Annotated in this window: 19 protein-coding genes; 4 read left to right on the top strand and 15 right to left on the bottom strand. The window is 74.0% G+C overall.

The annotated features are described in order from the left end of the window. Nucleotides 1–30: 30 nt before the first annotated feature. Nucleotides 31–1,197: an exonuclease SbcCD subunit D gene (locus tag HG542_RS07320; protein WP_171079253.1), complete on the top strand. Its 1,167-nt coding sequence runs from the start codon at nt 31–33 to the stop codon at nt 1,195–1,197. After that, entirely contained in the window at nt 1,194–4,316 is a 3,123-nt protein-coding gene (locus HG542_RS07315; RefSeq protein ID WP_171079252.1) for an AAA family ATPase, read from the top strand. Before HG542_RS07320 ends, HG542_RS07315 begins: the two co-directional genes overlap by 4 nt. Nucleotides 4,317–4,333: 17 nt before the next feature. On the opposite strand, the gene HG542_RS07310 is transcribed toward HG542_RS07315, so the two are convergent. The 4 genes from HG542_RS07310 to HG542_RS07295 form a co-directional block, all read right to left on the bottom strand. Next, a complete protein-coding gene (locus HG542_RS07310) occupies nt 4,334–6,019 on the bottom strand; it encodes a DUF885 domain-containing protein (RefSeq protein ID WP_171079251.1) in 1,686 nt (561 codons plus the stop codon). A 32-nt stretch (nt 6,020–6,051) separates the two neighbouring features. Continuing rightward, nucleotides 6,052–7,425 (bottom strand): GNAT family N-acetyltransferase, encoded by a 1,374-nt coding sequence (locus tag HG542_RS07305; protein ID WP_171079250.1) that lies wholly within the window; start codon nt 7,423–7,425, stop codon nt 6,052–6,054. Between the two features lie 121 nt (nt 7,426–7,546). Further along, nucleotides 7,547–8,932: a dihydrolipoyl dehydrogenase family protein gene (locus tag HG542_RS35930; RefSeq protein ID WP_171079249.1), complete on the bottom strand. Its 1,386-nt coding sequence runs from the start codon at nt 8,930–8,932 to the stop codon at nt 7,547–7,549. Nucleotides 8,933–8,999: 67 nt separating this feature from the next. Beyond that, nucleotides 9,000–9,854, bottom strand: a complete 855-nt coding sequence (locus tag HG542_RS07295) for an alpha/beta fold hydrolase (protein WP_171079248.1) — start codon at nt 9,852–9,854, stop codon at nt 9,000–9,002. A gap of 120 nt (nt 9,855–9,974) precedes the next feature. On the opposite strand from HG542_RS07295, the gene HG542_RS07290 reads away from it, so the two are divergent. Beyond that, nucleotides 9,975–10,898, top strand: a complete 924-nt coding sequence (locus HG542_RS07290; protein WP_171079247.1) for an RNA polymerase sigma-70 factor — start codon at nt 9,975–9,977, stop codon at nt 10,896–10,898. A gap of 171 nt (nt 10,899–11,069) precedes the next feature. Continuing rightward, nucleotides 11,070–11,798 carry a GntR family transcriptional regulator gene (locus tag HG542_RS07285; RefSeq protein WP_171079246.1) on the top strand — a complete coding sequence of 243 codons (729 nt, stop codon included), beginning with the start codon at nt 11,070–11,072 and terminating at the stop codon, nt 11,796–11,798. A 40-nt stretch (nt 11,799–11,838) separates the two neighbouring features. Here HG542_RS07285 and HG542_RS07280 read toward each other — a convergent pair whose 3' ends face one another. From HG542_RS07280 to bioB, 11 genes are all read right to left on the bottom strand, one after another. After that, nucleotides 11,839–12,978, bottom strand: a complete 1,140-nt coding sequence (locus HG542_RS07280; protein ID WP_171079245.1) for an ROK family protein — start codon at nt 12,976–12,978, stop codon at nt 11,839–11,841. An 89-nt stretch (nt 12,979–13,067) separates the two neighbouring features. Beyond that, a complete protein-coding gene (mug, locus tag HG542_RS07275; RefSeq protein WP_171079244.1) occupies nt 13,068–13,607 on the bottom strand; it encodes a G/U mismatch-specific DNA glycosylase in 540 nt (179 codons plus the stop codon). 3 nt (nt 13,608–13,610) lie between these two features. Beyond that, the gene (gene purB, locus HG542_RS07270) at nt 13,611–15,044 is read right to left on the bottom strand and encodes an adenylosuccinate lyase (RefSeq protein ID WP_171079243.1); all 1,434 of its coding nucleotides are present in this window, start codon (nt 15,042–15,044) and stop codon (nt 13,611–13,613) included. A 209-nt stretch (nt 15,045–15,253) separates the two neighbouring features. Continuing rightward, nucleotides 15,254–16,021, bottom strand: coding sequence for an SGNH/GDSL hydrolase family protein (locus tag HG542_RS07265; protein ID WP_171079242.1), 768 nt, complete (start codon nt 16,019–16,021; stop codon nt 15,254–15,256). A gap of 35 nt (nt 16,022–16,056) precedes the next feature. Next, complete coding sequence (locus HG542_RS07260) at nt 16,057–17,070, bottom strand: hemolysin family protein (protein ID WP_171079241.1); 1,014 nt, start codon at nt 17,068–17,070, stop codon at nt 16,057–16,059. Further along, nucleotides 17,067–18,392 carry a hemolysin family protein gene (locus HG542_RS07255; RefSeq protein ID WP_171079240.1) on the bottom strand — a complete coding sequence of 442 codons (1,326 nt, stop codon included), beginning with the start codon at nt 18,390–18,392 and terminating at the stop codon, nt 17,067–17,069. The genes HG542_RS07260 and HG542_RS07255 overlap by 4 nt, the downstream gene beginning before the upstream one ends. A 128-nt stretch (nt 18,393–18,520) precedes the next feature. After that, nucleotides 18,521–19,399, bottom strand: coding sequence for an LLM class F420-dependent oxidoreductase (locus HG542_RS07250; RefSeq protein WP_171079239.1), 879 nt, complete (start codon nt 19,397–19,399; stop codon nt 18,521–18,523). 100 nt (nt 19,400–19,499) lie between these two features. Further along, nucleotides 19,500–20,186 (bottom strand): class I SAM-dependent methyltransferase, encoded by a 687-nt coding sequence (locus tag HG542_RS07245; RefSeq protein ID WP_171079238.1) that lies wholly within the window; start codon nt 20,184–20,186, stop codon nt 19,500–19,502. Between the two features lie 118 nt (nt 20,187–20,304). Beyond that, entirely contained in the window at nt 20,305–21,015 is a 711-nt protein-coding gene (gene bioD, locus HG542_RS07240) for a dethiobiotin synthase (protein ID WP_171079237.1), read from the bottom strand. Between the two features lie 54 nt (nt 21,016–21,069). After that, nucleotides 21,070–22,374, bottom strand: a complete 1,305-nt coding sequence (locus HG542_RS07235; protein ID WP_171079236.1) for an adenosylmethionine--8-amino-7-oxononanoate transaminase — start codon at nt 22,372–22,374, stop codon at nt 21,070–21,072. Further along, nucleotides 22,367–23,521 (bottom strand): biotin synthase BioB, encoded by a 1,155-nt coding sequence (gene bioB, locus HG542_RS07230; RefSeq protein WP_171079235.1) that lies wholly within the window; start codon nt 23,519–23,521, stop codon nt 22,367–22,369. The genes HG542_RS07235 and bioB overlap by 8 nt, the downstream gene beginning before the upstream one ends. Nucleotides 23,522–23,660: the final 139 nt, after the last annotated feature.

The following is a 23,660-nucleotide window of genomic DNA, read 5'->3' as shown; positions in this document are numbered from 1 at the left end:
ACGGAGCGGCATGCGGGGCGGAGCCCACCGGTGAGAATCCTGCACACCTCGGACTGGCACCTGGGCCGGTCCTTCCACCGCATCGGCCTGCTGGACGCCCAGCGGGAGTTCGTCGGTCACCTCGTGCGCACCGCCCGTGACGAACGCGTCGACGTCGTGCTCGTCGCCGGGGACGTCTACGACCGGGCCGTGCCGCCGCTCGCCGCCGTCGAGCTGTTCGACGAGGCCCTGCACCGGCTCGCGGAGCTCGGCGTGCCCACCGTCATGATCTCCGGCAACCACGACTCGCCCCGCCGGCTCGGCGTCGGCGCCGGGCTCATCGAGCGCGCCGGGGTCCATCTGCGCACCGACCCCGCCGGGTGCGGCACCCCCGTCGTCCTCGCCGACGCCCACGGCGACGTCGCCTTCTACGGGCTGCCCTACCTCGAACCCGCACTCGTCCGCGACGCCCTGGGCGCCGACCGGGCCGGGCACGCCGCCGTGCTCGGCGCCGCCATGGACCGCGTGCGCGCCGACCTGGCCGGGCGGCCCGCCGGGACCCGGTCCGTCGTGCTCGCGCACGCCTTCGTCGCCGGGGGCGCGCCCAGCGACAGCGAACGGGACATCACGGTCGGCGGTGTCGCCGCCGTGGGCCCCGAGATCTTCGACGGCGTCGACTACGCGGCGCTCGGCCACCTCCACGGCTGCCAGACGATCAACGAGCGCGTCCGCTACTCCGGTTCACCGCTCGCCTACTCCTTCTCCGAGGCCGCCCACCGCAAGACCATGTGGCTGATCGACCTCGGCGCCGACGGAACCGTCGCCGCCGAGCGCGTCGACTGCCCGGTGCCGCGCCCGCTGGCCCGTATCCGCGGCCGCCTCGACGATCTCCTCGCCGACCCGGCGCTCGCGGCCCACGAGGACGCCTGGGTCGAGGCCACGCTGACCGACCCCGTACGCCCCCAGGACCCCATGGCGCGCCTGGCCAAGCGCTTCCCCCACGTGGTGAGCCTCGTCCTCGACCCCGAGGGCGCCCCCGAGGACTCGTTCGCCTCCTACGCGCAGCGGCTGCGCGGCCGCAGCGACCAGGAGATCGCGGAGGACTTCGTGGCGCACGTGCGAGGCGGCCGGGGACCCGACGAGGCCGAGCGGGTCGTGCTGACGGCCGCGCTCGACTCGGTTCGCCTGGACGAGACCCTCGGAGAGACCGCCCGATGAGGCTGCACCGGCTCACCGTCACCGCCTTCGGGCCGTTCGGCGGCACCCAGCACGTCGACTTCGACGCCCTGTCGGCCGCCGGCCTGTTCCTGCTGCACGGCCCCACCGGCGCGGGCAAGACCTCCGTTCTCGACGCCGTCTGCTACGCCCTCTACGGCAGCGTGCCCGGCGCCCGCCAGGGCAGCGGCCTGAGCCTGCGCAGCGACCACGCCGCCGCCGACCTGCCCACCGAGGTGGCACTCGAACTCACCGTCGGCGGGCGGAAGTTGGAGCTCACGAGGAGGCCCGAGCAACTGCGCCCGAAGAAGAAGGGCGCCGGCTTCACGCGCGAGAAGGCCTACAGCGCACTGCGCGAGCACCGCGACGGTGCCTGGCACGGCCTCAGCCGCTCGCACCAGGAGATCGGCGAGGAGATCATCCAGCTGCTGGGCATGAGCCGCGAACAGTTCTGCCAGGTCGTGCTGTTGCCGCAGGGCGACTTCGCCCGCTTCCTGCACGCCGAGGACACCGCCCGCAGCCGGCTGCTCGGCAGGCTCTTCGACACGGGCCGCTTCGCGGCGGTCGAGAACCACCTGGCGGAACGCCGCCGCACGGCGGAGGCGCGCGTCCGCGCGGGGGACGAGCAACTCCTCGCCCTGGCCCACCGGATACGGCAGGCCGCGGCGGACCCGGCCCTGCCGGAGGTCGGTACACCGGAGCCCTCCCGGGCGGGGGAGCCGGCTCGTGCGGGGGGCGGCGTCGAGTCGCCCCCCGAGGCCGGCGCTGCCGCACCGCGGCGCAGCACCCGCCCCGCAGTCCCCGCCCCCCGGGCCGCCGAAGCGCCTCTCGGGCCCGGTGACGACGGGCTCGTCGAGGCCGTTCTCGAGTGGGCCGCGCTCGCGCGGGCGCAGGCCAGGGAAAGGCGGGACATCGCCGCGCTCGCTCTTCGTGCCGCCGAGCAGGACCACCGTGCCGCGCAGGAGCGCGCCGAACAGGCGCGTGAACTGGCGCGGATGCAGCGGCGGTACGAGGCGGCCCGGCAGCGCAGCGCCCTGCTCGCGGCGCAGCGCGGGGAACTGGAGCCCGTGCGCGGGCGGTTGGCGGCGGCGCGGGCCGCCGAGGCCGTTGCGCCTGCGCTGGAGTTGCGCGACGAGGCCGGCCGGGCCCACCGGGCCGCCGCCGCGGCCGAGTCGGCGGCGCGCCGCCGACTGCCCGACACGCACCGGGACGCGAGCGGCGAGCAACTCGCCGCCCTGGAACGCACGTTCCGCGAGGAACTCGGGTCGCTCGCCGCCGCCCGCCGCGCCGAACAGCGGGCCGCCGCCGTCACCGTGGAGGCCGCCCGGCTGGACCGCGAGGCGCGGGCCGACGAAGAGGCCGTTGCGGAAGCGGTGTCCTGGCTCGACGACTGGGACGGCCGGCGGCACGCCCTCCGGCAGCGGGTCGACGCCGCACAGGAGGCCGCCGCGCGGGCCGAACAGCTCGGCAGTCGCATCGCGCCCGCCCGGGAACGGCTCGCCGCCGCCCGGCGTCGCGACATGCTCACCGGCGAGGCCGACGAGGCCGAGGCCCGGCTGCTGCGCGCCCGCGAACAGGCCGCCGCCGCCCGCGAGCACTGGCTGGAGCTCAAGGACCGCCGCCTGCGCGGCATCGCCGCCGAACTGGCCGCCGGACTGGAGCCCGGCGCCCCGTGCGCCGTGTGCGGCGCCACCGAGCACCCCGCCCCCGCCCGCGCTGCGGCCGAGCACCCGGACCGCGCGGCCGAGCAGGCCGCACTGGACGCCTCCCAGGCGGCCGACGCACTCCGCGACGAGGCCGCACGGCAGGTGCAGTCGCTGCGCGAGGCCCTCGCCGCCGCGACCGCCACGGCCGGCACGGCATCCACCGCCGAACTCGCCGCCGACGCCGCCGCGTTGGAACGCTCCCTCGCGCAGGCGCAGGCCGCCGCCGCGGACCTGCGCACCGCACGGGACGCGCTGTCCGGCGCCGAGCACGAATACGAGCGCCGCCGCCGAGAACAGCAGGACGCCCAGCTGCGCATCGCCGCCCGCACCTCCCACCGCGACGACCTCGATCGCGAACTCCGCTCCCTGGAGGAGGAGTTGAGGCAGGCGCGCGGAGGCGAGGAGAGTGTCGAGCGCCGGGCGGCGCTGCTGGAGCAGCAGCTCGCCCGCCTCGCCGAGGCGGCCGAGGCCGTGCGCGGCGCGGAAGCCGCTGCGGACCGCCTCAAGGAGGCCGACGACCGCCTCGCCGACGCCGCCTACCGCGCCGGGTTCGACACCCCCGGCCGGGCGGCCGAGGCCCTGCTGGACGCCGCCGGGCAGCGGCGGCTCCAGGAACGCCTCGACCGGTGGCAGAGTGAAGAGGCCGCCGTCGCCGCGGAGTTGGCCGACGCGAGCCTGGCGGCCGCCGCCGCGCAGCCGCCCGCCGACCCCGCGGCCGCCCAGGCCGCCGCGGATGCGGCGACCCGCAGACTGCAGGAGGCCGCCGCCCGGGACGCCGCCGCGCGGACCCGCTGCGCGGAACTGGACCGGCTCTCCCGCCGTGCCGCGACCGACGCCGTACGGCTCGCCCCGCTGCGCGAGGAGCACCACCGCGTCGCGGGTCTCGCCGCGCTCGCCGCGGGCACCTCGGCCCGCAACGAGCGCAAGATGCGTCTGGAGTCCTACGTCCTGGCGGCCCGCCTCGAACAGGTCGCGGCCGCCGCGACCGTACGCCTGCAGCGCATGTCGGGCGGCCGCTACACGCTCGTCCACTCCGACGCCCGGGCCGCCGGCCGCGGCCGCTCGGGGCTCGGCCTGCACGTCGTCGACGCCTGGACGGGCAGCGCGCGCGACACCGCGACACTCTCGGGCGGCGAGACCTTCTTCGCCTCGCTCGCCCTCGCGCTCGGTCTCGCCGACGTCGTCACCGAGGAGGCGGGCGGCACCCGCCTGGACACGCTCTTCATCGACGAGGGCTTCGGCACCCTGGACGAGGAGACCCTGGACGAGGTGCTGGACGTCCTGGACTCGCTCCGCGAACGGGACCGCACGGTCGGCATCGTCAGCCACGTCCCCGACCTGAGGCAGCGGATCCCCGCACAGCTGCAGGTCGTCAAGGGCCGCTCGGGCTCGGCCGTACGGCACCGCGCCCCGTAAGGGGCGCGGCCACCGCCTCAGAGCACCGACAGCTCCGCCACCAGATCGTCCAGCCCCAGCGACCCCTGCGACAGCGCCGCCATGTGCCACGCCTTCGCGTCGAACGCGTCCCCGTGCCGCTTCCGCGCCGCCTCCCGGCCCGCGAGCCACGCCCGTTCGCCCAGCTTGTAGCCGATGGCCTGGGCCGGCATGCCCTGGTAGCGGATGAGCTCGCTCTCGACGAACGCGGCCGGGCGGCCGCTGTGCAGGCCGAAGAACTCCTGTGCCAGCTGCGGCGTCCAGCGCTCGCCCGGGTGGAACGGGGAGTGGCCGGGGATCTCCAGCTCCAGGTGCATGCCGATGTCGACGATGATCCGCGTCGAGCGCATCATCTGGGCGTCCAGATAACCCAGCCGGCGCTCGGGGTCGGCGAGGAAGCCGAGTTCGTCCATCAGCCGCTCCGCATACAGCGCCCAGCCCTCGCAGTTGGCGCTCACCCAGCCCACCGTGGCCTGGTAGCGGGAGAGGCTGTCGGCCACGTGCACCCACTGCGCCAGTTGCAGGTGATGGCCGGGAACGCCCTCGTGGTACCAGGTGGAGACGAGGTCGTACACCGGGAAGCGGGTCTCGCCCATGGTGGGCAGCCAGGTGCGGCCCGGCCGGGAGAAGTCCTCCGACGGCTGGCTGTAGTACGGGGCCGCCGCGCCGCCGGGCGGGGCGATGCGCGACTCCACCCGCCGTACCCGCTCGGCCAGTTCGAAGTGGGTGCCGTCGAGCGCGTCGATCGCCTCGTCCATCAGTTCCTGGAGCCAGACGCGCACCTCCTCGACGCCCTCGATGTGGTGGCCGTGCACGTCGAGATGGGCCAAGGCCTCCCACGGGGTCCGCGCGTCCGGCAGGATCTTCGCCGCTTCGGTGCGCATCTCGCCGAGGAGCCGGTGGTATTCGGACCAGCCGTACGCGTACGCCTCGTCCAGATCCAGGTCGGTGCCGTTCCAGTAGCGCGACCAGCGGGCGTAGCGCTCGCGGCCGACGATGTCCGGGGCACCTTCGGCGGCCGGGGCGTAGACGTCGCGCAGCCAGTCGCGCAGGGCGGCGAGGCCGCCCGTGGCGGTGGCGGCGGCCTTGTCCAGGTCGGAGCGCAGCTGTTCGGGGCCGGCGGCGGTGAAGTCGCCGAACCAGCCGTTCCCGGTGCCGATCCACTCGTCCAGCTGCCCGAGCACGGTGGTCACCTGGCGCGGGCCGCCCGGCAGACCGCGGCGGATCCCCTCGGCGAGCGAGGCCCGGTAGCCCTCCAGCGCGGCCGGCACGGCCTGCAGCCGCGCGGCGACCGCCGCCCAGTCGTCCGCGGTGTCGGTGGGCATCGCGGTGAAGACCTCGCGCACCGAGTGCAGGGGCGAGTGGATGTTGCTGACGGCACGCAGCGGCTCCCCGGCCTCGTGCACGGCGAGTTCGGCGGTCAGCCGCTCGCGCAGCAGCCGGGCGCAGCGCCGCTCGACGTCGCTGTCCGCCCCCGGCTGCGCCTCGGCCTCGGTGAGCGCCTTGAGCGTCGCGCGGGCCAGGCCGGCCACCTCCTGCTGCCCGTCGGGCGAGAAGTCGGGAAGCCGCCGGGCTGACTCGGCCGTTCCGAGGAAGGTGCCGGTGATGGGGTCGAGGGCGACGGTCGCGTCGACGTGGGCGTCGGCGACCTGGCGGGGCAGCTGGCTGCTCGTGGTCTTCGGCATGCGCACATCCTCGTACGCGAAGAGCGTCCGTGTCAGGGGGATTTGCTCTGGGCGGACCGCCATGCCGGCACGCCCGCGGCCGCGCGGGCGGGTGCCAGCCGGGCCGTGACGACGACGGTGCCCTCCTCGATCTGGTAGTCCAGCGGCAGGCCGAGGGCCCGCATGGCCGCCACCATCCCGGTGTTGGAGGAGGTGGTGACGGCGTAGACGCGGGCGCAGCCGGCCTCCGTGGCCATGGCGACGAGCCGGCCCAGGAGTTCGCCGCCGACGCCGCGCCGCTGCCACGCGTCCTCGACGAGCAGGGCGACCTCGGTCTCGTCGCCGTCCCACAGCAGGTGCCCCAGCGCGACGAGCCGGCCGGACGCGGTGTACGCGGCCAGGGTGCGACCGAAGCGCGGGCCGAGCAGATGCCGCAGGTAGCGGTCGGCGTCGGTGACCGGTCCGTGGTAGCGGCGGGCGAGGGTGGCGGCGGAGCAGCGGTCGTGCATGGCGCGCGCGGCGGCGAGGTCGCCGAGGTCGGCGCGGCGGACGGTGATCTCGTTGCCCTCGGGCAGGGTGAGCACATCGCTGCGTGCGGGCATCCGCGGACCGAGCCGGGTGTCGAGCTCGACCAGGGCCCGGGCGCGGGCGAACTCGGTGGGTGTGAACGGCAGATGAGGCCGCTCGATGGTGATCGTCCCGCCGGCCGGGTCCCGCAGCCGCATCACCGCGCCGTCCCAGGTCCCTTCCTCCGGCACCGGGTCGGCCTCCGCCGGCCGCAGCGGTACGGAGCGGATGGTGCAGCGGCCCAGCAACTGGCGCAGGGCGAGCGGAAGTTCGGCCGGGTCGAGCGCGGTGCGGGTGGCGAGGCCGAGCACCCGGGTGGGGGCGTCCACCAGGTCGTGGGCGTCCGCCCGCTCCAGCCAGGTGTCGCTGCCGCCGCCGTCGGCGGCCGCCCGGGTCAGATCGGCGGGGGCGAGCACGGCGGGGGCGCGCAGCAGGAGTTCGTCGACGGTGCCCTCGCCGAGGGGGTGGGTCTGCAGGGCCAGGATGTCGACCCGGTGCCCGGCCAGGGCCTGGCACAGCGAGGCCAGGCTGCCGGGCTCGTCGCGCACGGTGGTCCGCATGCGCCACAGCGCGGTGTCGCCCGCCTCGGCGGGTGCGGGGCGGGCGGCAGGCGACGGGGGGCTCGCGTCGCCGCCCGGCGGGGCGTGGCCGCGGCGGCGGGACCACCACAGGTGGCAGCCCGCCGTGGCCAGCAGGGCGGCGGCCGAGCCGACGAGCAGGGCGGGGCCGTCGGGGCCGTGGACGACCGTGTCGGCGACGGAGTCGGCGGCGGCCACCGCCGTGAACAGCGCCGCGATCTCGGCGAGGTCGCGGCGCCAGTGGTGGCCCGGGCGGTGCTTCGCGGGAGTCTCGTCGGTCATGCGGTCCACCCTGGCCGAGCGGTGTTGCGTGATCACGAACGCTCTGTGTCCGATGGGTAAAGGGACCCGTCCCGCGCTTCTTCCGGCAAAGGGTGTTTTATTGCGAAACTTATCGCGGAATTCATGCCTGGTCCGTGTGGGACCACAGGTCCTTCAGCGCGTCCTCCACTCCCCGGTGGAAGGTCGGGTACGCGAAGATCATGTGCCGCAGCGTCTCCACCGGCACCTCGGCCTGGACCGCCACGGCCAGACCGTACAGCACCTCGCCGCCCGCCGGGCCCATCGCCGTCGCCCCGACGAGCACGCCCCGGCCGCTGTCCTCGACCAGCTTGACCAGGCCCTCGTTGCCCGCCTTGTGGATCCAGCCGCGCGCCGACTCCGGCACGCGCGAGCAGCCCGTGCGCACCCGCAGCCCCTTCTCGCGGGCCTGCCGCTCGGTCAGGCCCACCGCCCCGATCTCCGGGTCGGTGAAGGTCACCCGGGGCAGCGCCCGGTAGTCCGCGTCGGGGCCCGGGTCGCCGAGCACGCTGCGGATGGCGATCTCGGCCTCGTACATCGCGACGTGCGTGAACGCCCCGTGCCCGGTCACGTCGCCGACGCCCCACAGCCCCGGGGCGGCCAGCATCCGCCCGTCGGTCCTCAGCGAGCGGGCCGACGGGTCGAGGCCCACCGTCTCCAGGCCCAGGGCCGAGAGGTCGGCCTTACGGCCGGTGGCGACGAGCAGCTGATCGGCCGTCAGTTCCTCACCGTTCTCCAGGGCGACGGTGAAGGTCTCGCCGTCGTGCCGCACCGCCGTCGCCCGGGCACCCGTCCGCAGCGTCAGGCCCTCGCCGGCCAGGACCTGTGCCAGCAGCTCGCCCGCCTCCGGCTCCTCGGCGGGGACGAGTGCGTCCATCGCCTCCACGACGGTGACCCGGGTGCCGAACCGGGCGTAGACCTGGGACAGTTCGACACCGATCGCGCCGCCGCCCAGCACCAGCAGCGAGGCGGGCGGTTCCTTCGCCGCGATGGCGTCCCGGTTGGTCCAGTACGGCACGTCCGCCAGGCCCGGCACCGGCGGGATCTGCGGACGGGACCCGGTGGCCAGCACCACACCGATGCGCGCCTCGAAGCTGCCGCCCTCCGGGCCGTCCACCTCGACCCGCCCCGGACCGGCCAGCCGGCCGCGCCCGCGGACGAGCACGCCGCCCTTGCCGGTGAAACGGTCCGCCGCGACCTGGTCGTTCCAGTCGTCCGTCGCCTCGTCCCGGATCCGGGCCGCCACCGGCGCCCAGTCCGCCGCGACCTGTGCGGTGCCCGCCATGCCGGGCACCCGCCGCGCCTCGGCCAGCAGGTTGCCGGCGCGGATCATCATCTTGCTGGGAATGCAGGCCCAGTAGGGGCACTCGCCGCCGACGAGCTCCGCCTCCACGCCCACGACGCTCAGGCCGGACTCGGCCAGCCGTCCCGCCACGTGCTCGCCGCCCGGACCCATGCCGATGACGACGACGTCCACCTGTTCGGCCACTGCACCGCACCTCTATCCCACGGGAGTCGACTGGGTCGGCCCAGCCTTGCACCGCCGGGCGGCGGCGTCACTGTGCGACGCGCGCCCCCGGCCGGCGCGAGGTGTCGAGGATGACGCGGGCGACGAGCGCCGGGTCGTCGTTCATGGGGCAGTGCCCGCAGCCCGGCAGCCGGACCAGCCGCGCCGTGGGAATCACCTTCTTGGCCCGCACGCCCTGCCGCCGCAGGAGGATCCGGTCGCGGGAGCCCCAGGCGATGGTGACCGGCACGTCCGGCACGTCGTGGGCGAACATCACCGACTGCCCGGCGGCGAGCGTGGCCTCGAAGCCCGCCGCCTCGCGCAGGGCCCGCGTCTCGGCGACCACGGCATCCGGCGAACGGCGCCCGGGGCGGGCGTAGATGGTGCTCGTCAGGGCCGCCCGGCCGACCGCGGTACGGGCCAGCCGCGTGACCGCGTCCGGCGGCAGGGACAGGGCACCGCGCCGCATCGCCTGCAGCACCGTGAAGGCGTAGCGGCGCTCGCCCTCGGTCCAGAACCCGCCGGGGGAGAGCGCGGTGACGGACTGTACGAGCTTCTCGTGTCCGAGTGCCAGGGCGATCAGTCCGCCGAGGGAGTTGCCCGCGACGTGCGGCCGGTCCACGCCCAGCTCCTCGAAGAGGGCGCGCAGCACGGAGACCACGCCCTGCAGGTCGTAGGAGACGCCTTCCGGCAGGGCGGGGGAGCGGCCGAAGCCCGGCAGGTCCACGGAGATGACGTCGCGCTCGGCGGCGAGGAGCCCCACCACCGGGTCCCAGGCCTGGAGATGGTGGCCGATGCCGTGCAGCAGCACCAGCGGATCGCCGCTGCCGAGCCGTTCGTGCACCACCTGCACGGTCCGCCGCCCGGACGGGGTGGCGACGGGAAAGGAGATCGTCTCGGCCATGGAGCTGCCCCTCTGTCATCCGCAACTGTCATCCGCAACGTGTATGAGACAGGATGTCAGCAACGGTTACCGCGGGGTAGACCCCGGGGTGTACGGGACGTCCGCGCTGAGAGGCGGCTCATGTGGACAACGGCCCATCGCTTCGGATGGGATGGGCCGGTGAACGACCGTGATGCCGTACTCGACGCCTTCGAAGAACACCGCTCCACGCTGACCGGGGTGGCCTACCGCATGCTGGGCCGCTTCGCCGACGCGGAGGACGTCGTGCAGGAGGCCTGGCTGCGCTGGTCGCGCGCGGACCGCGACGAGGTCCGCGAACCCCGCGCCTACCTGGTGCGGATCACCACCCGGCTGGCCCTCGACCGGCTGCGCCAGGTGCAGTCCCGGCGCGAGGCCTACGTCGGGCCCTGGCTCCCCGAGCCCGTCACCACCGACTTCGCCGCCGCCGTGCCGGACACCGCCGAGCGGGCCGTGCTCGCCGACTCCGTCTCGCTCGCCCTCCTCGTCGTGCTGGAGTCCCTCTCGCCCCTGGAACGTGCGGTGTTCGTGCTGCGCGAGGCGTTCGGCTTCCCCTTCCCGGAGATCGCCACCGCCCTGGAGCGCTCGGAGTCGGCGGTGCGCCAACTCGCCACCCGCGCACGGCGGCACGTCGACGAGCGCCGGCCGCGGTTCGACGTCGACCCGGTGCAGCAGCGCGACCTGACCGAGCGGTTCCTCGCCGCCGCCACCGGCGGCAGCCTGGAGGACCTGCTGGCGCTGCTCGCCCCCGACGTCCGGCTCGTCAGCGACGCGGGCGGCAAGGCGAAGGCCGCGCGGCGCGTCATCGAGAGCGCGGACAAGGTGGGCCGCTTCCTCGTCGCCGTCTCCAACCTCCAAGTGCCCGGCCTGGAGCTGCGGTTCGAGGAGATCAACGGCACCCCGGCGTTCGTGCTGCTGGCGCAGGGCCGGCCGGACACCGTCTTCAGCCTCGGCATCACCGACGGGCGGATCACGGCCGTCTACATCATGCGCAACCCGGACAAGCTCACCGGAGTGCGGGCATAACTGCCGTACCGGGCCCGTTGCCTCTGTTTGCCTTCGCGCCACCCGATGCCCCTGCACGCTCGTTGTGCAGGGGCATTGGTCTTGACCAAGTCCGCACACCGCCCTATGGTCGCAGGCATACGCAACAACCTTTAATAAAGAAGCGCGCAAAAACCCTTTGCGGAGGACAGGGTGGGGACCACGCAGCTGGAATCGGTGCCTGAGCCGAAGTACTGGCACCTGAAGACCGTCCTCAGCGACGCACTCGACTCCGAGTTCGCCGTGGGGGAGATCCTGCCCAACGAGCGCGATCTCGCGGCCCGGTTCGGCGTCGCCCGGGCCACGCTCCGGCAGGCGCTCGAACAACTGGAGCTGGAGGGACGGCTCCAGCGCCGCCGCGGCGTCGGCACCACCGTCGCCCCGCCCCGCATGGGCGTGGCCGTCGGTGACGCCGGGCACGTCTGGCCCGGCGCCGCCACCGACTCCTGGCAGGCCGTCGACGGCGTCGAGGCCGCTCCGCCCGCGGCCGTCGCCCGCCTCCTCGGCACCGGTGCGGAGGAGTCCGTGCACACGGTGCGCCGCATCCGCAGGACGCACGGGCAGGCCGTCGCCGCGGAGCTGCTGTACGTGCCGGCCGCGAGCGTTCCGGGGCTCGCCGCCATCGACGCGCCCGGCGGGGCGGCTCGCGCCCGTGCCGTGCTGCGGGAGCTTCAGCGGCTCCAACTGGAGGGGCAGGAGCGGTCCGTGGAGCTGGGATCGGCGCGTGCGGACGACGCCAAGCAGCTGGACCGGCTTCCCGGTTCGCCTGTCCTTGTCGTCACCACCCGCTACAGCGCGGGGGGCGGGACGGCGGCGGTGGCCGTCGCCACGTACCGGGCCGACACGTGTCGGCTCACGTTCGACGGCTTGCTCGCGGGGTGAGCGCCCCGTAGGGGGGCGCGCCTCTTACGGGGCGCAGCCCCTACGGGCCGACCGCGAAGAGTTGTTCCTCCACGTGGTCGAGGGCCAGGCGCAGCGCTCCCGTTGCCACCGCGGCCTCGCCCAGCAGGGATTGCGCCACCTGTGGCGGCCGCAGGCAGTACCGGGACAGTTCCCTGCGGAGCGGTTCCAGGACCCCGTCCGGGCCGGCCGCCCAGCCGCCGACCACCACGAGCTCGGGGTCCAGGGCCAGCACCAGGGCCGCCACGTCGTGCACCAGGCGCCGCAGGTAGCGTTCCACCGCGGCCCGGGCGCGCTCGTCGCCCTCGTCCGCCAGCGCGAACACCCGCGCCACCTGGGCCTCGTCGAGCGGGTGCAGCGGCTCCCCGGTGGGGGACAGCACCTCTTCCGGGGTCGCCTCGCGGCCCAGCAGGTGCAGGGCGCCGATCTCCCCGGCCGCCCCGCCGAAGCCCCGGTGCAGCCGGCCGCCGATCAGCGAACCCGCCCCGGGACTCAGGCCGGCGAGCACGAAGACGACGTCGTCCGATTCGGTCGCCGCACCCTTCCAATGTTCGGCCACGGCCGCGGCGTTGGCGTCGTTCTCCACCAGCACCGGGCACCGGAACGAGCCCTGCAGCCGCTTCCCGAGGGGCAGTCCGGTCCAGCCCGGCAGCGCCGTGCCCAGCCGGACGGTCCCGTCCGCCTCGACGATGCCGGGGCTGGCCACGCCCACGGCCCGCAGCGAACCGCACGGCACGCCCGCCCGTTCCAGCAGCCCCTCGACGCAGACCCGCACCTGCTCCAGGCGCTCGTCCGCGGGAGCCGCCGCGGAGACGTCGGCCGACGCCGACCCCACGACCCGCCCGCCGAGGTCGGCGAGGAGCGCGGCGATCCGGTGCGCTCCGATCTCGATGCCCAGCAGATGCCCCGCTTCGACCCGGAACCGGAAGCGCCGCGCCGGCCGTCCCTGCCGGCGCGCGGCACCTTCCTCGACGGGTGCCTCCGCCACCAGACCTGTCGTGATCAGGCCCTCGACCACGCCTTCCACGGTCGGCCGGGACAGGCCCGTCACCTTGACCAGGTCGGTGAGCGTGGGGCACGCGGCGGCACGCAACGCGTGCAGTACCACGGCCGAATTGATCCGCCGCAGCAGAGACGGATCCCCGCCGGTGAGCCGCCCCAACGTGCCGCCTCCTCGCTTTGCGTGCGCTTTGCCTGCTGCCGGATCGTAGCCGGTGCGGGACCGGGCGGCGAGCGTCCGGACGCCCCGGTTCAGTCGGCCTCGGCCGCCGCGCGCAGCCGGCCGAACTCCTCGGCCATCGTCGCGAGCGTCCAATGCGCGTTGAGGCCACTGGGGTTGGGCAGCGCCCAGATCCTGGTGTCCCCGATCGTCCGCTCCTGCGGGCCTATGGCGGCGCGCTTGTCGCCGAAGGCCGTGCGGTAGGCGGTCACCCCGGCCACGGCCAGCCAGCGCGGCCGCAGTCGGGCCACCTTCTCCCTCAGCAGCCGCCCGCCCTCGCGGAACTCCTCGGCGCTCAGCTCGTCCGCCTTCGCGGTCGCCCGCGCCACCACGTTGGTGATGCCGAGCCCGTAGCCGAGCAACTCCTCCTGCTCCGACGGGTGGAGCAGGCGCGGGGTGAAGCCCGACGCGTGGAGGACGGGCCAGAAGCGGTTGCCGGGCCGGGCGAAGTGGTGGCCCGTGGCGGCCGTCATCAGACCCGGGTTGATGCCGCAGAACAGGACGCGCAGACCGCCCGCGACCACGTCGGGGACGAGGCGGTCGCGGGCGGCTTCGAGCTCTTGAGGAGTCATGTACTACAGGATGGAGCCCGGCACGTAGGCGGCCGCCTCCGGGTGCTGCTTGGCGATCTCCTCGATGCGGGAGACGACCGAGGCGACCTGGTCGGCCGCGGCACCGGTGAACGACAGCTTGTCGGCCATCAGCCCGTCCAGCGCGGCGCGGTCGAGCGGGATGCGCTCGTCGGCGGCCAGCTTGTCCAGCAGCTCGTTGCGCTCGGCACCCTGCTCGCGCATGGCCAGCGCCGAGGCCACCGCGTGCTCCTTGATGGCCTCGTGCGCGACCTCGCGGCCGACACCCGCGCGCACCGCACCCATCAGCACCTTGGTGGTGGCGAGGAACGGCAGGTAGCGGTCCAGCTCACGGGCGACGACGGCCGGGAAGGCGCCGAACTCGTCGAGGACGGTGAGGAAGGTCTCCAGCAGACCGTCCAGCGCGAAGAACGCGTCCGGCAGCGCGACGCGGCGCACCACGGAGCAGGAGACGTCGCCCTCGTTCCACTGGTCGCCCGCCAGCTCGCCGGTCATCGACGCGTAGCCGCGCAGGATCACCATCAGGCCGTTGACGCGCTCGCAGGAACGGGTGTTCATCTTGTGCGGCATCGCCGACGAGCCGACCTGGCCCGGCTTGAAGCCCTCGGTCACCAGCTCGTGGCCGGCCATCAGCCGGATCGTCTTCGCCAGCGACGAGGGGGCGGCCGCGAGCTGCACCAGCGCGGTCACCACGTCGTAGTCGAGGGAGCGCGGGTAGACCTGGCCGACGGAGGTGAAGGCCCGGCCGAAGCCGAGGTGCTGCGCGATGCGCTCCTCCAGCTGCGCGAGCTTCGCGGCGTCGCCGCCGAGCAGGTCGAGCATGTCCTGGGCGGTGCCGACCGGGCCCTTGATGCCGCGCAGCGGGTAGCGGGCGATGAGCTCCTCGGTGCGGCCGTGGGCGACCAGCAGCTCGTCGGCGGCGGTGGCGAAGCGCTTGCCGAGGGTGGTGGCCTGGGCGGCGACGTTGTGCGAGCGGCCCGCCATGACCAGCTCGGCGTGCTCGGCCGCCAGCTTGCCGAGCCGCGCCAGGACGGCGACCGTGCGGTCGCGGACGTGCTCCAGCGACAGCCGGATCTGCAGCTGCTCCACGTTCTCGGTGAGGTCGCGGGAGGTCATGCCCTTGTGCACGTGCTCGTGGCCGGCGAGGGCGTTGAACTCCTCGATGCGGGCCTTCACGTCGTGCCGGGTGACCTTCTCGCGCTCGGCGATCGAGGCCAGGTCGACCTGCTCCAGGACTCGCTCGTAGTCGGCGAGGGCCGCGTCCGGCACCTCGACCCCCAGGTCCTTCTGGGCGCGGAGCACGGCGAGCCAGAGCTTCCGCTCCAGCGTCACCTTGTACTCGGGGGACCACAGCACGGCGAGCTCGGTGGAGGCGTAGCGGCCGGCCAGGACGTTGGGGATGCGAGGCTTTGCAGTCACGTGACCAGATTCTACTGGCGGTTCGCGCAGGTCCGGACGCCGGTGGCGGTTGTGGGTTGCTACGAGGCCGTCTGTTGGCTGCGGGTCCGTTGTGGTTGCTCGCGCAGTTCCCCGCGCCCCTGACGGGGCGCCCACTGATCGCACCCGGACTCGTCGCGCCCCGGAGGGGCGCGGGGAACTGCGCGACCAGCCACAGACGGCCCGCGGTTCTACGCGTACGGCAAAAGCTCCGGCCGCTTGGGCGGCCGCCCGTCGCCGGAGGAACGGCCGGAAAGGCGCCGCCCGATCCACGGCAGCAGATGCTCCCGCGCGAACCGCGCGTCCGACGCCCGCCGCGCGCCCCAGCCGGCGCGGGCGGCGGCCGGCAGCGGATCCCGCCAATCGAAAGCAGGCGCCTGCCCCAGCGCCTGCCAAACGGCTTCGGCCACCCGCCGGTGCCCCTCGGCGTTCAGGTGCAGGCGGTCCTCGGCCCACAGCCGGGGATCGCCCAGCACCTCGGCCCCGAAGAGGTCCACGACCAGGGCACCGTGCCGCTCGGCCAGCCCGTCGACGAAGTCGAAGAGCTGTTCCATCCGGGGCCGGAACCGCTCCAGCACCGGCCCGCGCCGCCCCGGGCTGCGCATCAGCACCAGTTGCCGGCAGCTCGGCGCCAGCCGGGCCGCCGCCTCCTCCAGCCGGGCGCACACCAGGTCCACGTCGCACGAGGGCCGCAGGACGTCGTTGAGCCCGCCGACCAGCGTCACCAGATCGGCGCCCATCGCGGCGGCCGGTGCCGCCTGCTCGTCCGCGATCTGTCCGATCAGCTTGCCGCGCACCGCCAGGTTCGCGTACCGGAACCCGGGGGCGCGCTCGGCCAGCCGGGCCGCGAGCAGGTCGGCCCAGCCGCGGTACGAGCCGTCCGGCAGTCCGTCGGACATGCCCTCGGTGAAGGAGTCGCCGACCGCGACAAAACTGGTGTATATGGCATTCGTCTGCATGACCCGGCGATCCTACGCCTGTGCGCGGCGGTGGATCACGGCTGCCGGCCCATCAGTTCGCGCAGCACGTCCTCCAGGGTGACCATCCCGGTCAGCCGGCTGTCCTCGCCGATGACCGCCGCGAGGTGGGCGCCCGTGCCGCTCATGGCCGTGATCACGTCGTCGAGGGGGGTGTCGGAGCGGACCCGGGCGATCGGGCGCATCTGCTCCGGCGGGAAGGGTTCGTCGCGCGGCTCGGCGTCCAGGGCGTCCTTGACGTGCAGATAGCCGAGGATCCGGTCGTGCTCGTCGACGACGGGGAACCGGGAGAAGCCGGTGGCCGCGGAGAGCTGTTCCAGGCCCTCGGGCGTGATGCCCTGCCGGGCCGAGACGACCTTCTCCGGTTCCATCACCACGTCCTCGACCGGGCGTTTGCCCAGTTCCAGGGCGTCCCGCAGCCGTTCGGTGGCCCGGGCGTCGAGCAGGCCCGCCTCGCTGGAGTCGGCGACGATCCGGGCGAGCTGGTCGTCCGAGAAGGTGGCCGCCACCTCGTCCTTGGGCTCGACGCGCAGCAGCTTCAGGACGCCGTTCGCGAGCTCGTTGACGGTGAAGACCACCGGGCGCAGGGTGCGCGCGAGCGTCACCAGCGGCGGGCCGAGCAGCAGCGCGGTGCGCACGGGTTCGGCGAGGGCGACGTTCTTGGGCACCATCTCGCCGAGCAGCATGTGCAGATACGTCGCGACGGCCAGGGCGATGACGAACGACACCGGGTGGTTCAGCGCCTGGGGCATGCCCACCGCGTCGAAGAAGGGGTGCAGCACGGTGGCGATGGCCGGTTCGGCGACCACACCGAGCACCAGCGTGCACAGCGTGATGCCGAGCTGTGCCGCGGCCAGGAGGGCGGAGATGTGCCGCAGCCCCCACAGCACGCTGCGGGCCCGCCGGTCGCCGTCCTCGGCGCGCGGTTCGATCTGGCCGCGGCGCACCGAGATCATCGCGAACTCGGCGCCGACGAAGAAGGCGTTGACGGCCAGGGTGGCCAGTCCGATGAGCAACTGCACGAAGGTCACCGGTCCGCCTCCCCGGGCAGGGGCGCGGTAAGACGCACACGGGCGGCACGCCGCCCGGAGGCGTCGGTGACGTCGATGCGCCAGCCCGCGACGCGGACGATGTCGCCCTCGGCCGGGATGCGGCCGAGCTCGGTGGCGACCAGGCCCGCGACGGTCTCGTACGGGCCTTCCGGCACGCGCAGCCCGATCTCCTCCAGCTGGTCGTCGGTGCGGACGGCGCCGTCCGCGTCGTAGACCCGGCGGCCCTCGGCGTCCCGGCCGGTCGGGGCCAGGTCGGGGCGCTCCTGGGGGTCGTGCTCGTCGCGGACCTCGCCGACGACCTCCTCGATGATGTCCTCCAGGGTGACCACGCCGGCCGTGCCGCCGTACTCGTCGATGACCACGGCCATGCTGCGTTTGGCGGAGAGCCGGTCCAGCAGCCGGTCCACGGTGAGCGACTCCGGCACCAGCAGCGGCTCGCGGAGCAGCTCGGCGACGGGATGGTGCGGGCGCCGGTCGGCGGGCACGGCGAGGACGTCCTTGATGTGGGCGGTGCCGACGACGGTGTCGAGGCTGCCCCGGTAGACGGGGAAGCGGGAGAGGCCGGTCGCACGGGTGGCGTTGGCGACGTCCTCGGCGGTGGCCCGCACGTCGAGGGCCATGACCTGGACGCGCGGGGTCATCACGTTCTCCGCGGTCAGGTCGGCCAGGTTGAGGGTGCGGACGAAGAGTTCCGCGGTGTCCTTCTCCAGCGCGCCTTCCCGGGCCGAGTGGCGGGCGAGCGCCATGAGCTCCTGGGGGCCGCGCGCGGAGGCCAGCTCCTCGGCGGGCTCCAGGCCCATCCGGTGCAGGAAGCGGTTGGCGGTGTTGTTCAGGTGCCGGATCAGCGGGCGGAAGACGGCGCTGAACACGCGCTGCGGGCCCGCGACCTTCTTGGCCACCGGCAGCGGGCGGGAGATCGCCCAGTTCTTGGGCACGAGCTCGCCGACGACCATCAGCACCACCGTGGACAGCACGGTGCCCAGGACCAGGGCCGTGGAGGAGGCCGCGGCGGCGGGCAGGCCGAGGGCCTCGATCGGACCGGTGAGCAGGGCGGCGATGGACGACTTGGCGAGCATGCCGATGATCAGGCCGGTGACGGTGATGCCGAGCTGGGCGCCGGAGAGCTGGAAGGTCAGGCTGCGCACGGCCTTGAGCGCGCCCTGTGCCCCGCGCTCGCCGTTCTCGGCGGCCCGCTCCAGCTCGGCCCGCTCGACGGTGGTGAGGGAGAACTCGGCCGCGACGAACACCGCGCAGGCGAGCGTCAGCAGCAGGGCGAGCACCAGAAGGAGTACTTCGGTCATCGGTTCACCTCCGTCCCATGATCGCCCATGGGCGGATGCGCACAACCCTTCACGGGGACAACCCTTCGCGGTGACGAAGAAGAACGGATGTCCCCATGGTAAAGGATCGGCAAAGTCCCCCGGTGGGGTCAGCTCCCCTGCAGCTCCTCGATCACCGGGGCGAACTCCTCCAGGTACGGCTCCAGGATCGTGAAGTAGGAGAAGCCGTAGCGCTTGCGGTGGGCCCGGAGGCTGTCGGCGATCTCCGTGACCGAGCCGGTCAGCAGGGAGGGGTGGTCCAGGAAGTCCTCGACGCCGAGCTCCTCGCGGTAGCCCATCAGCTCACGGGCCTTGACGCGCGGATCGCCGCCGACCGCCACGATCTGCACCAGGAAGTTGAGCTCGGCGGGCTCGGCCCGGTCGCCCTCGAAGGCCCGGAAGGCGTTGACGCTCTCCTCCAGGGCGGCGGGGGCGAGGGGCCTCGGCTGCCCGTCGGGGCCGGCACCCCCGCCCGTGAACGCCATGATGTCGGCGTGCTGCGCGGCGATCCGCAGCACCCGCTTGCCGTTGCCCCCGACCAGCATGGGCACACGCGACTGGACGGCCGCCGGCCGGTGCTCCGGGTCGCCGAGCAGCCGGGGCACCTCGGTGAGGGTGCGCTCCAGGTGGTCGACCCGCTCGCGGGGCGAGCCGAACGGCAGCCCGGCGCTGTCGTGTTCGGCCTGCACATAGCCCGCTCCGAGCCCCAGCTCCAGCCTGCCGCCGGTGAGCAGGTCGGTCGTGGCCGCCTCGCGGGCCAGGAGCGCGGGGTTCCAGAAACCCGAGTTGAGGACGAACGTGCCCAGCCGCGGCCGCTGTGTGACCTCGGCCGCGGCGACGAGCGCGGGGAACGGGGCCGGCATGCCGAGGTGGTCGGGCACGAGGACGACGTCGTACCCGAGCGCCTCGGCCTTGCGGCACTTCTCGCGCCACGCGGCGCCGGTGCCGATGTCGAGCATGTTGACGCCGAAACGGAACGGACGCGTCATGAACTCCCCCTGGGTGCTTGGCCCTCCGACGTACCGGAGGGCGCCTCCGATCTTGGGGGAGGATACCTCAGTGGATCTTGTCGGTGCTCATGATTTCGGCTCAGCGCCGCACTTCGGGCTCCGCGGGTCGCACGGCCGTGCCGAGGAAGCACGGCGAGGACGGCGTGGGCACCCGGGTCTGCGGCACCCTCAGGCGGCGGTACCGCGCCAGTTCGAAGCCCGCCCCGGTGATCGCCGCCAGCGGGTCGCGGGAGGTGTGGCAGCCGCCGAAGAGCAGCGGCCAGACGGTGCGGTCCAGCCCCCGCTGCACGGAGGCCAGCGCCGGGCCCTCGGCCAGACCGTGCTCGAAGAACCGCAGTTGGCCGCCCGGCCGCAGCACCCGGTGCAGCTCCGCCAGCGACCGCCGCACGTCCCGCACCGAACACAGCACCAGGGACACCACCGCCGCGTCGAACGCCTCGCTCTTGACCGGCAGCGCCTCCGCCGCCCCCGGCACCACGTCCACCGGCACCCCGGCCCGGACCGCCGCCTCGGCCGCCATCAGCCGCAGCCGGCGTTCCGGTTCGATCGCGACCACCTCCGAGACCGAGCCGGGGTAGTGCGCGAAGTTGAGCCCGTTCCCGGCGCCGATCTCGATCACCCGGCCCGAGAGCCCCGCCAGCAGCTCGTCCCGGTGTGCACCGATCCCGGCACGCTCGTCGATGATCGGGCTGAACTTTCCGTAGAACCGCGCGAAAACGGGGTGGTGCACGGCGTCGTGCGGCGTTCTGGTGCTGCGGAGCGACATGGCACAACCCCTTCCCGGGGAACGACGGCTACCGCGATTGTTCCCACGGACGGGCCCGGCGGCACCGTCGGCGCGCCGCAATGTCCTGTGCTGCCGGGGCAGTTGTGCAAGGAGGTGTCTAAGGGGCGCCGGTGAACGTCGTCGCGTCCCAGGTGCCGTACAGCTCGGGGGCCAGCCAGCCCGGTGCCGCCGCCCGGAACTCCTCGGGGGTCAGCCCGCCCGCCCCTTCGGGGACGGCGCCGGTCAGCGGTGCGTCCGCCACCACGGGGAGGTCCGCGACGTTGCAGCGCACGGCCAGACCGGGTTCGGCGGGCCAGCTGCCGATGACGACGCCCGCGCAGCGCAGGCCCCTTGCGCGCAGCGCCTCTGCGGTGAGCTGGGTGACGTTCAGCGTGCCGAGACCTGCTTGGGCCACCACCAGCACCGGCGCGTCCAGCAGTCGCGCCGCGTCCGCGAGCGTGCTGCCCGTGTCGTCGAGGTGCACCAGCAGCCCGCCCGCGCCTTCGACCAGGACCAGGTCGTGGTCCTGGTCGAGCTCCTTCGCCGCCTGCGCGATCTCCGCCGGCAGCACCGGCTTCAGGCCCGCCCGGCGGGCCGCCGTGTTGGGCGCCAACGGCTCCGGGAACCGGGCGAGTTCGACGGCCGTCACCGCTCCCGCCAGCCGCTCGACCTCGGCGACGTCCCCGGGCTCGCCGGGGGCGACCCCCGTCTGCGCGGGCTTGAGCACGGCCACCGTGCGGGCTTGCGCCCGGGCTGCCGCGGCGATGGCGGCGGTTGTCACCGTCTTGCCGATCTCGGTGCCCGTGCCCGAGACGATCAGTACCGGCACGTTTCTCTCCTCTCCTTGATCTGCGGATCCGCTGTGGTTGTTCGCGCGGTTCCCTCACGCCTCCCGCGCGGCAGCGCACACGGCGGCGCAGATTCGCGCCACATCGTCGTCACCGCTGACATACGGGGGCATCGTGTAGACGAGATCCCGGAACGGCCGCAGCCACACCCCCTCGCGCACCGCGGCACGGGTGGCCGCCGCCATGTCCACCTCGTGGTCGAGCTGGACCACGCCGATCGCCCCGAGCACCCGGACGTCCCGGACCCCGGGCAACGCGGCCGCCTCCGCGAGGCCGTCCCGCAGCCCGGCCTCGATGCGCTTGACCTCGGTCCGCCAGTCCTGCTGCAGCAGCAGGTCCAGCGAGGCGTTGGCCACTGCCGCCGCGAGCGGATTGGCCATGAACGTCGGGCCGTGCGCCAGCACCGGCACCTCGCCCTGCGAGATGCCGTCGGCCACCCGCGGGGTGCACAGCGTCGCCGCCATCGACAGATAGCCGCCGGTCAACGCCTTGCCGACACACATCACATCGGGCGTGACCCCCGCGTGCTCCGCCGCGAACAGGGCGCCGCTGCGCCCGAATCCGGTGGCGATCTCGTCGAACACCAGCAGCACGTCGTGCGCGTCGCACAGTTCGCGCAGCACCTGCAGATACGCGGGGGAGTGGAAACGCATCCCGCCCGCGCCCTGCACCACGGGCTCGACGATCACCGCGGCCAGCTCATGGGCGTGACGCTCCATCAGCTCCTGAAGATGCGCCGCGTACGCCGGTTCGGCCCCGGCGTCGAACCCGGCCGGCGGCGCGTCCGCGAACACCTGCCGCGGCAGCGCCCCCGACCACAACTCGTGCATCCCGCCGTCCGGGTCGCACACGGCCATCGGCTGCCAGGTGTCGCCGTGGTACCCGCCGCGCCACGTCATCAGGCGGCGCTTGGCGGGCCGGCCGACGGAACGCCAGTACTGCAGGCACATCTTGACGGCGACCTCGACCGCCACCGAGCCCGAGTCGGAGAGGAAGACGTGCTCGAGCCCCTCGGGCGCGACGTCCACCAGCCGGGAGGCCAGCCGCACGGCGGGCTCGTGCGTGAGCCCGCCGAACATCACATGACTCATCCGCCCCAACTGCCCCTGGACGGCCTCGTTGAGGACCGGGTGGTTGTAGCCGTGGATGGCGGCCCACCACGACGACATCCCGTCCACCAGTTCGTCCGAGCCGTGCACCGCCTGCGCCAGGCGCAGCCGGACACCGGACGCCGACTCCACGATCAGCGGCTCCTGGCGGCCCGGCATCGGGCCGTAGGGATGCCAGACGTGCTGCCGGTCGAGGGCCAGCAGCCGCTCGGGGGCGAGGGGTTCAGGCATTGGGCGGCAGGTCCGTCCCCGCGCCCCGGCGCCGCACGGCGACCAGATCGGTACGGGCCTCGTCGGGCCCGGCCTGTGCCGCCGGCTGCCCGTCGCCGTCCCCGCACGGACCGCAGCTCCCGCCGCCGCAGCCCGCGGCCTCGGACCGGTGGGCGGGCAGCGTGGTGGTGCCCATGTCCTCCACCTCGAAGCCCGCGTCCGCGATCATCGCCAGGTCGGCCTTGCCCTCCTGGCCCTCGCTGGTCAGATAGTCGCCGAGGAAGATCGAGTTGGCGAGGTGCAGGGCCAGCGGCTGCAGCGAGCGCAGGTGGATCTCCCGGCCGCCCGCGAGGCGCACCTCCACGTCCGGGTGGACAAACCGCACCATCGCCAGGATGCGCAGCGCGCGCTGCGGGGTGAGGTTCCACTCCTTGGCCAGCGGCGTCCCCTCGAAGGGGATGAGGAAGTTGACGGGGACGGAGTCGACGTTCAGCTCGCGCAGCGAGAAGACCACGTCGACGAGGTCCTCGTCGGTCTCGCCCATGCCGGAGATCAGCCCGGAGCAGGCGGACATGCCCGCTTCCTGCGTCTTGCGCACGGTGTCGACACGGTCGGCGTAGGTGTGCGTGGTGGTGATGTCGGCGTACGTGGCCTCGGACGTGTTGAGGTTGTTGCTGTAGGCGTACACGCCGGCGTCGCGCAGCCGCTCCGCCTGGCCGTCCGAGAGCAGCCCCAGGCAGGCGCACACCTCGACGTCGGCGTTCTGCTCCTTGATCGCCTCGATCGTCTTCGACACCCGGTCCACATCCCGGTCCGTCGGCCCGCGGCCGCTGGCGACCAGGCACACGCGCTTGGCCCCGCCCGCGACCCCGGCTGCGGCGGCCTCGGCCGCCTGCTCCGGCTTGAGCCAGGTGTACTTGAGGATCCCGGTCTCGGAGCCGAGCCGCTGGGAGCAGTACGAGCAGTCCTCGGGGCAGAGCCCGGACTTGAGGTTGACGAGGTAGTTGAGCTTCACCCGCCGCCCGAACCACTTGCGGCGCACCCTGCCCGCCGCCGCCACCACATCGAGCAGTTCGTCGTCGGAGGTCGCCAGGACGGCGAGAGCCTCTTCACGGGTCGGCAGCTCGCGCCGCAACCCCTTCTCCACCAGCGTGTTCAGCAGGTCCATGGCGGAGATCCTTGCTCACGCCACCCGTTCCGGCCAAGGAGAGATCGCACAAGACGGGCCGATTCACGTGTGTGTATCACCACATCCCGCGACAGGCCCGACGGCGGCTACCTTGCGGTGCAAACCCCTTTCGGCACCG

The sequence above is a fragment of the Streptomyces morookaense genome (assembly GCF_013030945.1).
Classification (GTDB): domain Bacteria; phylum Actinomycetota; class Actinomycetes; order Streptomycetales; family Streptomycetaceae; genus Streptomyces; species Streptomyces morookaensis.
The sequence above is the reverse complement of the archived record's forward strand: the minus strand, read 5'-3'. Positions and strand labels throughout refer to the sequence as shown.